This is a genomic window from Pseudomonas sp. SDO5271_S396 (assembly GCF_054071795.1).
The window spans coordinates 1-14,702 of sequence record NZ_JBSVWB010000083.1 but is presented as its reverse complement, the minus strand read 5'-3'; the positions used below and the strand labels follow the sequence as shown (position 1 = coordinate 14,702).

14 protein-coding genes and 1 pseudogene are annotated in these 14,702 nt (G+C 60.0%); 6 read left to right on the top strand and 9 right to left on the bottom strand.

The window, feature by feature from the left end; genetic code table 11:
- Nucleotides 1-70: 70 nt before the first annotated feature.
- From ACW9IN_RS29160 to ACW9IN_RS29130, 7 genes are all read right to left on the bottom strand, one after another.
- Entirely contained in the window at nt 71-1,279 is a 1,209-nt protein-coding gene (locus ACW9IN_RS29160; protein WP_457369100.1) for an amino acid deaminase, read from the bottom strand.
- 9 nt (nt 1,280-1,288) lie between these two features.
- Nucleotides 1,289-2,053, bottom strand: a complete 765-nt coding sequence (locus tag ACW9IN_RS29155) for an IclR family transcriptional regulator (RefSeq protein WP_457369099.1) — start codon at nt 2,051-2,053, stop codon at nt 1,289-1,291.
- A gap of 133 nt (nt 2,054-2,186) precedes the next feature.
- A complete protein-coding gene (locus tag ACW9IN_RS29150) occupies nt 2,187-2,576 on the bottom strand; it encodes a RidA family protein (protein WP_457369098.1) in 390 nt (129 codons plus the stop codon).
- Between the two features lie 14 nt (nt 2,577-2,590).
- A complete protein-coding gene (locus tag ACW9IN_RS29145) occupies nt 2,591-3,373 on the bottom strand; it encodes an amino acid ABC transporter ATP-binding protein (RefSeq protein WP_065907741.1) in 783 nt (260 codons plus the stop codon).
- Complete coding sequence (locus ACW9IN_RS29140) at nt 3,370-4,032, bottom strand: amino acid ABC transporter permease (protein ID WP_457369097.1); 663 nt, start codon at nt 4,030-4,032, stop codon at nt 3,370-3,372. Before ACW9IN_RS29140 ends, ACW9IN_RS29145 begins: the two co-directional genes overlap by 4 nt.
- 11 nt (nt 4,033-4,043) lie before the next feature.
- A complete protein-coding gene (locus tag ACW9IN_RS29135; protein WP_025857547.1) occupies nt 4,044-4,706 on the bottom strand; it encodes an amino acid ABC transporter permease in 663 nt (220 codons plus the stop codon).
- Between the two features lie 52 nt (nt 4,707-4,758).
- Nucleotides 4,759-5,607: a transporter substrate-binding domain-containing protein gene (locus ACW9IN_RS29130; protein WP_457369096.1), complete on the bottom strand. Its 849-nt coding sequence runs from the start codon at nt 5,605-5,607 to the stop codon at nt 4,759-4,761.
- Between the two features lie 333 nt (nt 5,608-5,940).
- Between ACW9IN_RS29130 and ACW9IN_RS29125 the strand changes: the two genes are divergently transcribed.
- The 3 genes from ACW9IN_RS29125 (at nt 5,941) to ACW9IN_RS29115 (ending at nt 7,891) form a co-directional block, all read left to right on the top strand.
- Nucleotides 5,941-6,189, top strand: a complete 249-nt coding sequence (locus tag ACW9IN_RS29125) for a hypothetical protein (RefSeq protein ID WP_457369095.1) — start codon at nt 5,941-5,943, stop codon at nt 6,187-6,189.
- A gap of 97 nt (nt 6,190-6,286) precedes the next feature.
- On the top strand, nt 6,287-6,646 hold the full coding sequence (locus tag ACW9IN_RS29120; RefSeq protein ID WP_457369094.1) for a thioredoxin family protein: 360 nt from the start codon (nt 6,287-6,289) through the stop codon (nt 6,644-6,646).
- A gap of 165 nt (nt 6,647-6,811) precedes the next feature.
- Nucleotides 6,812-7,891, top strand: coding sequence for a GGDEF domain-containing protein (locus ACW9IN_RS29115; protein ID WP_457369093.1), 1,080 nt, complete (start codon nt 6,812-6,814; stop codon nt 7,889-7,891).
- Here the strand turns inward: ACW9IN_RS29115 and ACW9IN_RS29110 are convergent.
- On the bottom strand, nt 7,872-9,428 hold the full coding sequence (locus tag ACW9IN_RS29110; protein ID WP_457369092.1) for a TerC family protein: 1,557 nt from the start codon (nt 9,426-9,428) through the stop codon (nt 7,872-7,874). The two genes, ACW9IN_RS29115 and ACW9IN_RS29110, sit on opposite strands and share 20 nt — an antisense overlap.
- Nucleotides 9,429-9,891: 463 nt before the next feature.
- Between ACW9IN_RS29110 and ACW9IN_RS29105 the strand changes: the two are divergent.
- Nucleotides 9,892-10,898, top strand: a pseudogene (locus tag ACW9IN_RS29105) (substrate-binding domain-containing protein).
- A 66-nt stretch (nt 10,899-10,964) separates the two neighbouring features.
- Nucleotides 10,965-12,080 carry an MDR/zinc-dependent alcohol dehydrogenase-like family protein gene (locus ACW9IN_RS29100; protein WP_457369091.1) on the top strand — a complete coding sequence of 372 codons (1,116 nt, stop codon included), beginning with the start codon at nt 10,965-10,967 and terminating at the stop codon, nt 12,078-12,080.
- Here the strand turns inward: ACW9IN_RS29100 and ACW9IN_RS29095 are convergent.
- Nucleotides 12,058-12,933, bottom strand: coding sequence for a LysR family transcriptional regulator (locus ACW9IN_RS29095; RefSeq protein ID WP_457369090.1), 876 nt, complete (start codon nt 12,931-12,933; stop codon nt 12,058-12,060). The genes ACW9IN_RS29100 and ACW9IN_RS29095 overlap by 23 nt on opposite strands.
- Before the next feature lie 150 nt (nt 12,934-13,083).
- On the opposite strand from ACW9IN_RS29095, the gene ACW9IN_RS29090 reads away from it, so the two are divergent.
- Nucleotides 13,084-14,616 (top strand): MFS transporter, encoded by a 1,533-nt coding sequence (locus ACW9IN_RS29090; protein WP_457369089.1) that lies wholly within the window; start codon nt 13,084-13,086, stop codon nt 14,614-14,616.
- Nucleotides 14,617-14,702 lie beyond the last annotated feature (86 nt).

Sequence of the window (14,702 nt, the reverse complement as noted above, 5' to 3'; positions counted from 1 at the left end):
CTCCCACAGTTGAAAATATTCACAATTCAAAATGTGGGAGCTGGCTTGCCTGCGATGGCCGCGACGCAGTTCAGAAGCAGGTATGCAAGCTCTCGATAACTTGCAACTGCTCATCCACCAGGCAACCGACCTGCCACTTGTCAAAGGTCAGGCACGGGTGGGAAGTACCGAACGAAATGATGTCGCCAATGCGCAACTCGACCCCCGGCGCCACGGTCATGAACGCATGCTGATCCATCACCGCCGTGACCTTGCACGCCCCCACGTCATCGCCCTCTGCGGGCAGGATGCCGGCCTTGTAGCGCTTGAGCGGCACCGGCAGACCCGCGTCGTACGCCACGTCGCGCTTGCCCAGGGCGATCACGGCGAACCCAGGCTCCGGCAGCGATTGCACATGGGCCCAGACTTCCAGGGCCGGGCGCAGGCCTTCGTTCAAGTCGCTGCGACGGTCAAGCACGCAGCACTGCGCTTCTTTGTAGATACCGTGGTCGTGGGCCACATAACTGCCCGGGCGCAGTACGCTGAGGAAGCGTCCCGCAGCGTTCTGTTCTTCGAACGATTCGGCAATCAGGTCGTACCAGGCCGAACCTGAGGCGGTGACGATGGGCTTGGGCAAGTCAAAGGCGCCGTCGTTCTGCAGGTCTACGGCCAGGCGCACCAGGCTGGCGGCAAAAGCACGAATACCACTGATGGCGTGCTCGCCGTGGATCACGCCTTCATAACCTTCGATGCCGGTGAGCGCCAGGGCCGGTTGGGCCTTGATCGCCTTGGCCAGGTCACGCACTTCCTGCTCGCTGCGGCAACCACAGCGGCCACCGACCACACCGTACTCGATCATCACGTTCAGGCGCAGGCCGCGGGCGGCGAAGAACAGGCCCAGGTCAGCGACGTTGTCCGGGTGATCGACCATGCAGTGGAAGTCAAAATCGGGATCGGCCAACAGGTCGGCGATCAACGCCATGTTCGGCGCACCCACCAGTTGGTTGGCCATCAACACGCGGCGCACGCCACCGGCATACGCGGCGCGGGTCTGCACGGCGTTGGCCAGGGTGATGCCCCAGGCGCCCGCCTCGATCTGACGCTGGAACAACGCCGGCATCATGCTGGTCTTGCCGTGGGGCGCCAGCTCGGCGCCGCTGCTGCGGACGAAGTCCTGCATCCAGCGAATGTTGTGTTGCAGCGCATCGCGGTGCAGCACCAGGGCCGGCAGGCTGACGTCACGGACCAGGTGCGCGCCGACGGCGGCGGCGCCCTTTTCAACGGCGTTGATGGCAGACATGAAAAACTCCTATTCGTTGATGCGCCGGGCCAGGTTGTTGGCGCTGTCGATCAACACCCGGCGGTAGTCGTTGTAGTTTTTGATGGCATCGGCCCTTGGGGCCACGATGCACAAGGTCGCAATGCTGATGCCCTGCGCGTCCCGCACCGGGGCGGCAAAGCAATGGGTAAAGGTGTCGGCCACGCTATCGAAGGAAAAGAAGCCATCGAGGGTGGCCTGACGGATCTGTGCCAGGAAGGTGTCCAGCGGCAGGCGTTGGCCGTCCGGCAGGATAAAGTCGTCGTGGTCGATCAGGTCGATGATCTGCTGGTCGCTCAAATGCCCCAGCAGCAGGCGCCCGGATGCGGTCCAGGGGATCGGTGCGTTCTCGCCGATATCCGAGGAAATCCGGAAATGCCGCTCGCCTTCACGCATCAGCGCCACGGTGTATTTGCGCCCGTTGAGCAGGCACATCTGCGCGGTTTCGTGGGTCTGGCTGACGATTTCCTGCAAGGCGTGATCGGCCTCGCGGGTCAGGTCGAAGTGACGCAGATGCGCCTGGCCGAGAAAGTACAACTGACGGCCCAGGTAGACGTGACCGTCCTTGCCCACCGTTTCCAGGATGCGCCGCTCCAGCAGCGAAGCGACCACTTCGTAGACGGTGGATTTGGGGCTGCCGATGCCGCTGGCAATATCATTCGGGCGCAGGGGCTGGCCGATTTCCTTGAGAAAATCGAGGATATCGAACGCACGGTCCAGTCCTTTGGCGCGGCGCTTGATGGTGTCTTCGGTCATGGCAGTTTTCGGTCCGGTCAGAATGATCGTTCCCACGCTCTGCGTGGGAATGCATACCGTGACGCTCTGCGTCACAAAAGCGGACGCAGAGCGTCCAAGGTGGCGTTCCCACGCAGAGCGTGGGAACGATCATTTAGCCTTTTTTCTTGTACGCCACGCAATCGATCTCCACCTTGCAATCGACCATCATGTTCGCCTGTACGCAGGCGCGCGCCGGGGCGTGTTCGGGGCTGAAGTATTCGCCGAAGACCTTGTTGAAACTCCAGAAGTCCCGCGGGTCCTCCAGCCACACACCGACGCGCACCACGTCCTTGAGTTCGTAGCCAGCCTCTTCGAGGATCGCCACCACGTTGCGCATGGTCTGCCGGGTTTGCTCGATGATGCCGCCCTGGATGATTTCACCGTCCACCGCGGGCACCTGGCCCGAGACGTAGAGCCAGCCGTCCGCTTCCACCGCACGGGCGAAAGGACGTGGCTGGCCGCCGCCGGCGGTGCTGCCGGTGCCGTAACGAGTAATGCTCATAAAATGACTCCTGATTAAAAACGAATATTCTTCAAAAATTCCGCCAGGCGCGGTGATTGCGGGCGCTCGAAGATGTCCTTGGAGGTGCCCTGTTCCTCAATGCGGCCCTGGTTCATGAACACGATCTTGTCGGACACTTCATAGGCAAAGCGCATTTCGTGGGTGACCAGCAGCATGGTCATGCCCTCTTCAGCCAGGCCCTTGATCACGCTGAGCACTTCGCCCACCAACTCCGGGTCCAGCGCCGACGTGACTTCATCGAACAGCATCAGGCTGGGGTTCATGGCAATCGCGCGGGCAATCGCCACACGCTGTTGCTGGCCGCCGGAAAGCTGGCCGGGGAAATGGTTGCGACGCTCCAACAGGCCGACGCGGTCCAGCCATTTTTCCGCGAGTGCCACGGCCTCGTCCTTGCCCATCTTCTTGACCTTGAGCAGGCCGAGGGTGACGTTCTGCAACGCGGTCAGGTGCGGAAACAGGTTGAATTGCTGGAACGCCATGCCGGTCATCGCCCGGTGCTGGGCGATCACCCGTTCGGGGTGACGCACGCGCTTGCCGGCGATTTCGCTGTAGCCAATGGACTCGCCGTCGAGGGTAATCTGTCCGCCCTGGAATTCTTCCAGCAGGTTGACGCAGCGCAGCAGCGTGGTTTTGCCCGAGCCGCTGGAGCCGATCAGCGTGACCACGTTACCGCGCTGCATGGACAGGTCGACGCCCTTGAGCACTTCGACCTGACCGTATTGTTTGCGCAGGCCACGGATATTCAGCAGCGGTTGGTTGGTTTGAGGTTGGTTCATGGCAAGGCCACCCGCTTTTCAATGTAGCGCCCGAATAACTCGATGGCGTAGTTGATGACAAAGAACATAAAGCCTGCGAACAGGTAGAACTCCAGGGTCATGAAAGTGCGCGCGATCACTTGCTGGGTGCTGAGCAGCAACTCGGCCACACCGATCACCGACAGCAAGGTCGACGCCTTGACGATTTCCGTGGAGGAGTTGACCCAGGTCGGCAAGATCTGACGCAGCGCCTGGGGCAACAGCACGTAACCCAGGGATTGGTAGAACGTCAGACCGATCGCCTTGCCCGCTTCCAGTTGCCCACGGGGAATGGCTTGCAGCGCGCCACGCACGATTTCCGACACATGGGAGCCGCAGAACAGCGTCAACCCGACCGCTCCGGCCTGGAACGCGGTGATCTGCCAACCGAGCGCCGGCAGCATGTAGAAACATGCCAGTACCAGCACGAACACCGGCGTACCACGGATCAAATCGACATACAGCCGAAACGGCGCACGCATCCAGAACTTGCCGTAGGTCAAGATCAGGCCGGCGACGATACCAATTAAAGTGCCAAAGAAAATCGCCAGGGCCGAAACATAAACACTGGCCTGGAAACCCGCCCAGAGAGCCTCCCGGGCGATCCACAACTCATGCAGCCAGCTGGGGGATTCGTACATGGAAACCTTCCTTAACGACGGATCGCCAGACGCTGTTCCAGGTAGCGGAGCAGCATGGCAATGAGGTAACAGGCAGCCACGTAGAGCGCGGTCGTGACCAGCCAGGTTTCAATAACCCGGTAGCTTTCGACGTTGATCTTGCGGGCGTAGTAGGTCAGCTCCGGCACCGCGATGGCGGCGGCCAGGGACGTGTCCTTGAACAGCGAAATGAAGTTGTTCGACAGCGCGGGCAGCACATTGCGCAGCATCACCGGCACGGTGATGTACGCACGGATGCGCCATTCGCCCAGGCCAATGGCCAAACCGGCTTCACGCAAGCCCTTGGGAATATTCAGCAGCCCCGCGCGGAACACTTCGGTCAGATAGGCACCGGCGTACAACGACAGGGTAATGATGAAGGACGGGATTTTATCGAGACGAATCCCCAGGCTCGGCAACGCGAAGTAGATCAACAGGATCAGCACCAGGATCGGCGTGTTGCGGATCACCGTGACATACACCGACGCCAGCACCCGCAATGCCTTGTGTTTCGACAGCATGGCAAATGCCATCATCAGGCCGATCACGCAGCCGATCGCGATCGACAGCAAGGCCAGTTCAAGGCCCAGGCCGAGCCCCGCCAGCAGGCTGGGGAAGTCGCGCCACACGGCGGCAAAGTTCAACTGATAGTTCATGGTCAGCAGTACCTGATTGGGGCGCCATCAACGGCGCCCCAGGGTTTACGAATTACTTGAACTCAACCGGGAAGCCGATCGCAGGCTCCGGCAGGTCTACGCCAAACCACTGCTTGAACGAGGCCTTGTAGGTGGGAAATTCCACTCCGGTCATGGCTTCATGCAGCGCGGTGTTGACGAAGTTCAGCCAGTCCTGGTCGCCACGCTTGACGGCGCACGCGTAAGTCTGCGGGCTCCAGGCGTAGGTCGGGCTGCGGTAACGACCCGGGTTCTGCACCATCAGGTATTTGACCGAGGACTGGTCGGTGGCGGCGGCATCGGCGCGACCGGAGTTCACGGCCTGGTACATCAGGTCGACGCTGTCGTACTGGTCGACCTTGGCTTTGGGCAGCGCCTGGTGCACCAGCTCTTCGGCATACACGTTTTGCAGCACGGCCACCGTCACACCATCGCCAGCGGCTTGCAGGTCTTCGATCTCTTTGTACTTGCTGTTGTTCGGCAGCAGCAGGCCCACGCCTTCGCGGTAGTACGGCAGGGTGAACGCGACTTGCTGCGCACGGCTGGCGGTCACGGTGATGAACTGGCAGCTCATGTCGACTTTGTTGGTCAGCAGGTTGGGAATACGCGCGTCGGAAGACTGCACCACGAACTCGACTTTGCTGGGGTCATTGAACAGGCCTTTGGCCACGATGCGACCGATGTCGATATCAAAACCCTGCAACTTGCCATCCGCTCCCTGGAAGTGCCACGGCGCATTGGTACTGCCTGTACCCACGATCAAGTGCCCACGCTTGAGCACATCATCGAGCTTGCTGTCCGCCGCGTGCACTACGCTTGCGAGGGAAGCCGATGCGGCGAAGAGAAAAACACACGCTTTAAACACGGAAGGTCGGTGATGCATGACAAGCACTCCAGAAGTTGTGTATTCCGCTATACCGGAACTTAGTATGTAACAACGGAATAGACAGCAGAAAGTGTGCCACACGTTGTTGCAGAAACACACGACTCATAAAATGTATTTAAAAATCAAAAAGATAGGCGTGCATTCAAAATGCGGCGTTGAGCCAGCATCTGAAATCAGATTGCTACTCAGGACCCCAACCTGGGGTGACACCCAATGAAAGTGCGCCACACTGGCGTTACCGCGCACCAGAAGTGCGCAGTCTCCACGATGGAAAAATCCTCATGCTGGACTAGCCTTGCTCCATCGAACACCCACCAGGACCCTGCCCCAATGAAGCTGCGCCTCACCCTGATCCTGCTTGCCCTGCTCGCTGCCGGCAGCGCCTCCGCCAGCAATGACCGCCGCGAATGCAAGGCAGAACTGCAAAAGCTCAAGGACACCTTCAATACCAACTACACCAGCCAGAACCACCATGGTTACCGCCGAGCCAAGGCGTCCCGGGACAACGAGGAATACAGGAAGTGTGCAAGCCAGGCCCGCAAGGCACGCGAACGCATCGAGCGCGACAGAGACGCGTGAGTGCCAACACCTGTGAAGGTTGACAGTAGATTGCTTTGATCTCGCGGTTTAGCGTGCATAAAGGTGCCAGTCCGGCCTTTAGCACAAGGAGATCGCCATGGGTATTGCTACCGCCGTCATCGCCAGCGCCGAAGATTACCAACGGGCACTGGCGGAGTATCCAGTGCTGTTTCTGCTATTCGTTTCCCCACACTGCCCGGCGTGTAGAGAGGCCGGTCCACTGTTCGAACGCATCGCTCGCCAGAACGCCGAACAGGTCAAAAGCATGATCCTTGACACGACCCAAACGCTCAGACACCCAGAGGTCACGGGCACGCCCACGCTATTGGTATTCCGCAATGGCCAGATGATCGAGAAGCTGAAGGGATTCGGTGTTTGGGAAGAGCACGAACACACCATTAACAATCTGTTCAAACGTCACGCCAAGGGAAACTCACCCGCCGCAATGCCGCGCTGAGCTACGTCAAAAACCGCCAATGGGGCATTGGACAACCCTCTGTTTCGCTGCTTGTATGTAGTTCTTGGATAAACGGCCTCGTCGTGAGAGATCAGCCCATGAACTTCAAGATCGCAATGGCATTCGGCCCCATGCCGAAGCGATCACATGCCACCAAGGCCGATAATGCTCAAAGCCATTGAAGCCGACGTGCTGAAAAAAGCCGTCCCGGAATCCCTGAAACACGAGTTCGCGCAACATGATTTCGAACGACTCAAGCCCTTTTGCCTGCTGATCTATATCGCCAGCATCTGCATCTGGCTGGTCTTCGACCTGATCGTCAGCTTTCCGGGAGGCCAGGGTTTCACCGGGCTTTCGATGCTCTTTCTGGCACTGCTGACCATCAACACCATTGCCCTGGGATTTATCCGCAAAGCCCAGCACTTCCAGTGGAATAACCTGATATTCGTTGCAATCATCGCCCTCGGCACACGCCTGCTGATCGAAGGTTTGCCAATGGATCTGCACCCCAGCTGGTTGATCCTGGCAGCGTCGAGCGTCCTCTATAGCGCATCGGTGCTACCACTCAAGCATTGGTCGTTTGTCACGACAATGCTGATCACCTGGGCGTTGCTCAATCCGTTTCATTTGGCCCACCTTTCCCTGCTGGACGTCCGCGGCGCACTGGTAACGTTCTATTCGGTGTTTCTGACCTTCCTGACGCTCTACAGCTTCCTGAAACTACGCCAGGCCAAACTGCACAACTTCATCATGTCCAAGCTGCTGCTGGAGCAGGCCTACCTCGATACCCTCACCGAAATCCCCAACCGCCGCGCCTTCATGGCCAGCGCCGGCAAAAAGCTCAACCAGCAGCCCAAGGCCCACGATCATTACCTGGCAATGATCGACATCGACAACTTCAAGAAAGTGAATGACGTGCATGGCCACGACGTCGGCGATGAAGTGCTCAAGCGAGTGGCCCAGAACATCAAGGCGGTGATGGCCGACTTCGACTACGCCCGCCTGGGCGGTGAAGAATTCGGCATCTACCTGGCCGGCGTGCGCAAACACGACGCCGAGCAGTTGGCCAGCCTGCTCTGCCAACGCGTGCGCGAGGAACCGACCCAACACCCGGTGACCATCAGCATCGGCCTGGCCCGGGTGGAGGACGGTGAGACGTTGAACCAGGCGCTGATCAAGGCGGATCATGCACTCTACATTTCAAAGCATGAGGGCAAGGACCGCTTTACGTTTCACGCGCCATAGACACCTGGGTCACCCGACGCTCCTCCACCGCCGCCACCGTCAGACGCCAACCCTCGTGCGTCAGGCTGTCGCCCACCACCGGCAAGCGGTCAAGCAAACTCATCAGCAGCCCGGCCAGGGTCTGGTAATCCTCGGTGGCCTGCGCCTTGAAGCCGGTTCGCTGACGTACCTGGCTAAGGTTCAAGGCGCCACTGGCGCGAAAACCTTCACCCTCCTCGACGATATCCGGCCCTTCGATCTCACTGGCATCGGGCAGTTCGCCGGCGATGGATTCAAGGATGTCGGTCATGCTCAACACACCCATGAAATCGCCGAATTCGTTGATCACAAAGGCGATATGGGTCGACTCCTGACGCATTTGCTCCAGGGCATTGAGGATCGAAAAGCTCTCCAGCAGGTTGATCGCCCGGCGCGCCAGGTGCTCCAGGTTCGGCTCGTTGCCGGCCAGGTATTCCTTGAGCAATTCCTTCTTGTGCACGAAGCCCAGAGGCTCGTCCACCGCACCGTTACGGATCAGCGGCAAGCGTGAGTAGGACGAATGCATCAACTTCAGCCGGATCGTATCGGCATCGTCTGCAAGATCGATGCAATCGACCTGGGCGCGCGGTGTCATCAGGGTGCGAATCGGCCGTTCGGCCAATTGCAGCACGCCACTGATCATCACCCGCTCACGCCGGTCGAACAGCGGGCCTTGCGCAACGTCCGGCTCGCCCAACAGATCGGCAACCTCCTCACCTACCTCTTCCACCGCCAGGCTGCGACCGCCCAGCAGGTGCATCACCGCATGGGCGGTGCGCTCACGGACAGGCAACACGCCCTGGGCCGATTTCTTGCGACGGGCCCGGGCAATCTGGTTGAACACTTCGATCAAAATCGAGAAACCAATGGCGGCGTACAGATAGCCTTTCGGAATATGGAAGCCCAGGCCTTCGGCTGTGAGGGCGAAACCAATCATCATCAAAAAGCCCAGACACAGCATGATCACCGTCGGGTGCGCATTGACGAAACGGGTCAGCGGCTTGCTCGCCACAATCATCAGGCCGATGGAAATGATCACCGCGATCATCATCACCGCCAGCTCATCCACCATGCCCACCGCGGTAATCACTGCATCGAGGGAGAACACCGCGTCGAGCACGACGATCTGCGCCACGATCGGCCAGAACAGCGCATAAGCCGCACTGCCACTGCGCTGGGCCACATGGCCCTCCAGGCGTTCGTGCAACTCCATGGTGGCCTTGAACAACAGGAACACACCCCCGAACAGCATGATCAGGTCTCGACCGGAGAAACTCTTGCCGAATACCTCGAACAGCGGCTGGGTCAGGGTGACCAGCCAGGAAATACTCGCCAGCAGGCCCAGGCGCATCAGCAGCGCAAGGGACAAGCCGATCAGGCGCGCGCGGTCACGCTGCGCCGGCGGCAGTTTGTCCGCAAGGATCGCGATAAACACCAGGTTGTCGATGCCCAGCACCAGCTCCAACACAATCAAGGTCAACAGGCCGAGCCAGGCCGTTGGATCCGCTAACCATTCCATTTATCGAGTCTCTTCAGTGAGTTTTCAGAATGCCGGGCACGGCAATGCGCGGTCAGTGGACCGGTACAAGGTTAGCAGTCGGAATCGGGGGTACTCGAAAGGTAACAGCGGGCACGGGTGTCCTGGGGAAAGACGACTGGGAGGCTCCGAGAGGGTGTTCATGCAAATCCTGCGATGACAAAAGGACCTGAATCGTACCGTCGAAACAGGGCTTTCCTGCAACCAAAACTATTACAAGATCTGTAAATTGCGACACATAACGGATCATATGATCATAAAGTGAAATTTATATCGACCAAAAAAATGCTTATTAAGCGAAAAACCTCGAAAAAACCCTCGATACCACCTATCTCATGATTTACAGCAAAAGCATTTGACTGATCAGATTTTCATTTGATAAACATATGATCAGTACAAAGCAGTGACTCAATGACTGACTACAACAATAAACGGGGTTCTGATCATGAAACTGGGTACGACCTTCGCCACTGCCGCGGCCCTCTCCCTGCTCGCCAGCAGCATCGCCCTGGCCGCCGATGGCAAGACCTACAAGGTCGGCGCCGCAGTCTACGGCCTGAAAGGCCAGTTCATGCAGAACTGGGTGCGCGAACTCAAGGAGCATCCGGCCGTGAAGGACGGCACGGTGCAGTTGACCGTATTCGATGGCAACTACGACGCACTGACCCAGAACAATCAGATCGAAAACATGTGACCCAGCATTACGACGCCATCCTGTTCGTACCCATCGACACCAAGGCGGGCGTGGGTACGGTGAAACAGGCCATGAGCAATGACGTGGTGGTGATCGCGTCGAACACCAAGGTGGCCGATGCCGCAGTGCCCTACGTCGGCAACGACGATGTGGAAGGCGGCCGCCTGCAAGCCCAGGCCATGGTCGACAAACTCAACGGCAAGGGCAATGTGGTGATCATCCAGGGCCCGATTGGCCAGTCGGCGCAGATCGACCGGGAAAAAGGCGAACTGGAAGTGCTGGGCAAACATCCGGACATCAAGATCATCGAGAAAAAAACCGCCAACTGGGACCGCGCCCAGGCCCTGGCGCTGACCGAAGACTGGCTGAACGCCCACCCGAAGGGCATCAACGGGGTGATCGCGCAGAATGACGACATGGCCCTCGGCGCGGTGCAGGCGCTGAAATCCCACGGACTGACTTCCAAGGACGTGCCGGTCACGTCCATCGACGGCATGCCGGACGCAATCCAGGCCGCCAAAAAAGACGAAGTCACCACCTTCCTGCAAGACGCTCAGGCCCAATCCCAGGGCGCACTGGACGTCGCCCTGCGCGCACTCGCCGGCAAGGACTACAAACCTCAATCGGTGATCTGGGAGCGTTACGCCAAGGACCTGAAATGGGGTGACGGCACCGCCAAGACCTACATCCTGCCCTGGGTGCCCGTGACCCAGGGCAATGCCGACGCGCTGTACAAGCAAGTCAGCGCCGGCAAGTAAGCGTCGATCGGGCGTTCCCGTGCAATGCGCGGGAACGCTACCCCCATTTTTGTCGTGAGGTCAGTCATGTCCACTGTCAGCGAGCGCTCGCCCGAACAATTGTCCCCGATCATCCCGAAAACCATGCAGGCCGTGGTCTGCCATGGCCCGGAAGACTATCGCCTGGAAACCGTCGCCGTGCCCACCCCAGGCCCCGACGAAATTCTCACCAAGGTCGAGCTGTGCGGCATCTGCATGGGCGACATCAAGACCTACCGTGGCGCCCCCTCGTTCTGGGGCGATGCCGAGCAACCGCGCTACGTCAAACCGCCAATGATTCCCGGCCATGAGTTCGTCTGCCGGGTGGTGGCGCTGGGCCCTGGCGCGGAAAAACGTGGCGTGAAAGTGGGCGACCGGGTGATTTCCGAGCAGATCGTACCGTGCTGGGGCTGCCGCTTCTGCAACCACGGCCAGTACTGGATGTGCCAGAAGCACGACCTCTATGGCTTCCAGAACAACGTTCAGGGTGCCATGGCCCAATACATGATTTTCACCAGGGAAGGCATCATCCATAAAGTGCCGGACGCCATCGCCCCCGACGAAGCGATCCTGATCGAACCCCTGGCGTGCTCGCTGCATGCGGCGGAGCGCGCCAATGTGGATTTCGATGATGTGGTGGTAGTCGCCGGTGCCGGTACCCTGGGCCTTGGCATCATCGGCGCGGTGCGCATGCGCAATCCGAAGAAACTGATCGTGCTGGACATGAAACCCGAGCGCACCGCCCTCGCCCTGCGCATGGGTGCCGATGAAGTGTGGAACCCCGCCGAAGTCGACGTACAGGCGAAGATTCGGGCAATCACCGACGGCTACGGCTGCGACATCTATATCGAGGCCACCGGTCATCACAAAGCGGTCAACCAGGGTCTGGGCATGCTGCGCAAGTTGGGACGCTTCGTCGAATTCAGTGTGTTCAACGACGAAGCCACGGTGGACTGGTCGATCATTGGCGACCGCAAGGAGCTGGATGTTCTGGGCTCGCACCTCGGCCCCTACATGTACCCGCGCGCCATCGACTTTATCGGCAACCGCAAGATCGACATGCGTGACGTGGTCACCCATAAGTTCGCCCTGGCCGACTTCAAGGAGGCCTTTGCGGTGATGGAGCGCGGGGACAAATCCCTCAAGGTTGTGCTTGAGCCTTGACCTGTTGAATGTACCGCGCCACCGCCGGGGCTTTTTCAAAGCGCCGATGAATCAGCGATAGCCAGGAAGACGCCTCGTGATCCTGGATGGTGCGGTACACCACCCCCGGCAAGCTCACATGCCCCACCATCGATGATGGCACCACCGCCACACCCTGCCCGAGCGAGACCAGCGCAACCACCGCCACCAAGCCGCCCGGCTGTGGCCCCAGGCGCGGCGCGTAGCCTCCCTGGGCGGCCACATGCAGGGTGCCACTGATCTGCTCCGGCAAGATAAAAGTCTCGTTTTTCAGATGCTCGCACCCGATAGCCTTGAGCCCCAGCAGCCAGGAATCCTGAGGCAGCGCCAACATAAAGCCTTCGCTGTCCAGGCGCACCGCTTCCACGTCATCAGGCAACGTCATGGGTGAACGGATATACCCGATATCGCAGCGCCCTTCCGCCACAGCCCCGGGCAGCGTGGCCATCGGGCATTCTCGGACATTCACACTGACATCGGGAAACGCCCGGCTGAACGCCTGCATTTGCCGTTGCAGCAAGCCCGAATACACCGCTGACGCCACGTAGCCCACTTCAATATGACCGATCTCGCCACGCCCGGCGCGCTGGGCATTGCGTTGTGCGAACTCGAATTGACGCACCGTGGCCTCGGCCTCGATCAACAGCGCCGCACCGGCCTCGGTGAGGCTGACTTCGCGCTGCCGACGGATAAACAAGCGCGTGCCGAGACTGGCTTCCATGTCCTGGATCTGCCGACTCAAGGTGGGTGGCGCGATGCCCAGTTGCTCGGCGGCGCGGGTGAAATTGCGCTGCCGGGCGACAGCTAGAAAGTAACGAAAATGGCGGATTTCCATTTCAGGATGAGCTCAAAGGTAATGAAGTGCTTCAGGCCAGCTAACAAGCCAGCTTGAAGTCGAGGATAAGCTGGCCCTACCTCAACACTAGAGAGCCCTTATCATGCACGTCAATCGTCGTTTAGTGATTGCCTTCAAGGTAATTCAGTCATGAGCAGTGTCAGCCCACGCCTGACGCTGCTCACCGCCTCCGGTGTCTGCTCGCTGATCGTGCTCGACACCAACATCGTCGCCGTGACCCTGCCCAGCATCGCCCGCGACCTGGGGGCGAATTTTGCCGATATCGAATGGGTGGTCAGCGCCTACATGCTGGCGTTTGCTGCGCTGCTACTGCCCGCCGGCAGCATCGCCGACCGCTTCGGGCGCAAGAAAACCCTGATCTGGGGCTTGAGTATTTTCATCCTCGCATCCGTTGGGTGCGGCGCAGCGCCGAATGCGCTACTGCTCGATATCGCTCGCGCAGTTAAGGGTGTCGGCGCCGCACTCTTACTGACGTCAGCGCTGGCGTCCATCGGTCACGCCTTCCATGACGAAGTGGAACGGGCCAAGGCCTGGGCGTTCTGGGGCGCGTGCATGGGCGTGGGCATGACCGCCGCCCCCACCCTCGGCGGCCTGATCACGCACTACCTGGGCTGGCGCTGGATCTTCTACCTCAACCTGCCCGTCGGCCTGTTACTGATGGGGCTGGTACTGCGCGCGATACCCGAGTCCCGCGATACACACTCCGCCCGCCTCGATCCCTGGGGCAGCCTGGCCTTCAGTGCGAGCCTGCTGTGCCTGATCTGGGGCCTGATCGAAGCCAATCGCATCGGCTGGAGTAACACGCTCACCTATGCCCGTCTTGCCGGTGGCGCCGTATTGTTGGGGCTGTTCATAGCGGTGGAACGGATGCAGCAACGACCTATGGTGGACTTGCAACTGTTCCGCCATCCGCGCTTTGTCGGTGCGCTGCTGGGGATGTTCGCCTACGCCGGTTGCGCCCAAGTGATGATGACGCTGCTGCCGTTCTATCTGCAGAACGGCCTTGGGTTCTCTGCCATTGCCTCGGGCCTGGGCATGCTGCCGTTTGCCTTGACCATGTTGGTCTGCCCACGCATCGGCGCGCGCCTGGCAGCACGCTTTGTCCCGGCGACGATGATGGCGACCGGCCTGACCCTTGTAGGTTGTGGCAACCTGCTCAGCGCCTGGGCAGTCACGGCCGGCGGCTACCTGCCGTTCGCCCTGGCGATTGCCCTCACCGGCGCGGGTGCCGGCCTGCTCAATGGCGACACACAGAAAAACATCATGGCGTGTGTGCCACGGGATCGGGCAGGCATGGCGTCCGGCATGAGCACTACCATGCGTTTCAGCGCGATCATGCTGGCCATTGGGGTGTATGGGGCACTGTTGAGCCGTCATAGCGAACAGCTGTTGAATGCAGATATTGATGGGCAATGGCAGACGCAAGTAAGCGGGATCGTTTCGCGCGTGGTGGCCGGTGACATGCCTGCGGCGATGGAGCTGCTGCCCGACGCAGCCCGGAGCGTGGTGCAACCCCTGGCGCAACAGGCGTTCGTGGGCGGGTTCAGCACAGTGCTTTGGGCCGCAGGATTGCTGGGATTGCTGGGGGCATTGGTGGTGGGGACGCTGATGCGCAATCCGATACCTGCGGTATCGCAGTCGCCCATGCCGGCACGAAACTGAATGCGGCAGGGTCGCTGGCCGCTGTGGGAGCGGGCTTGCCCGCGAATGCGGTGTCTCAGCAACACACCTGTCGATTGATCAACCGC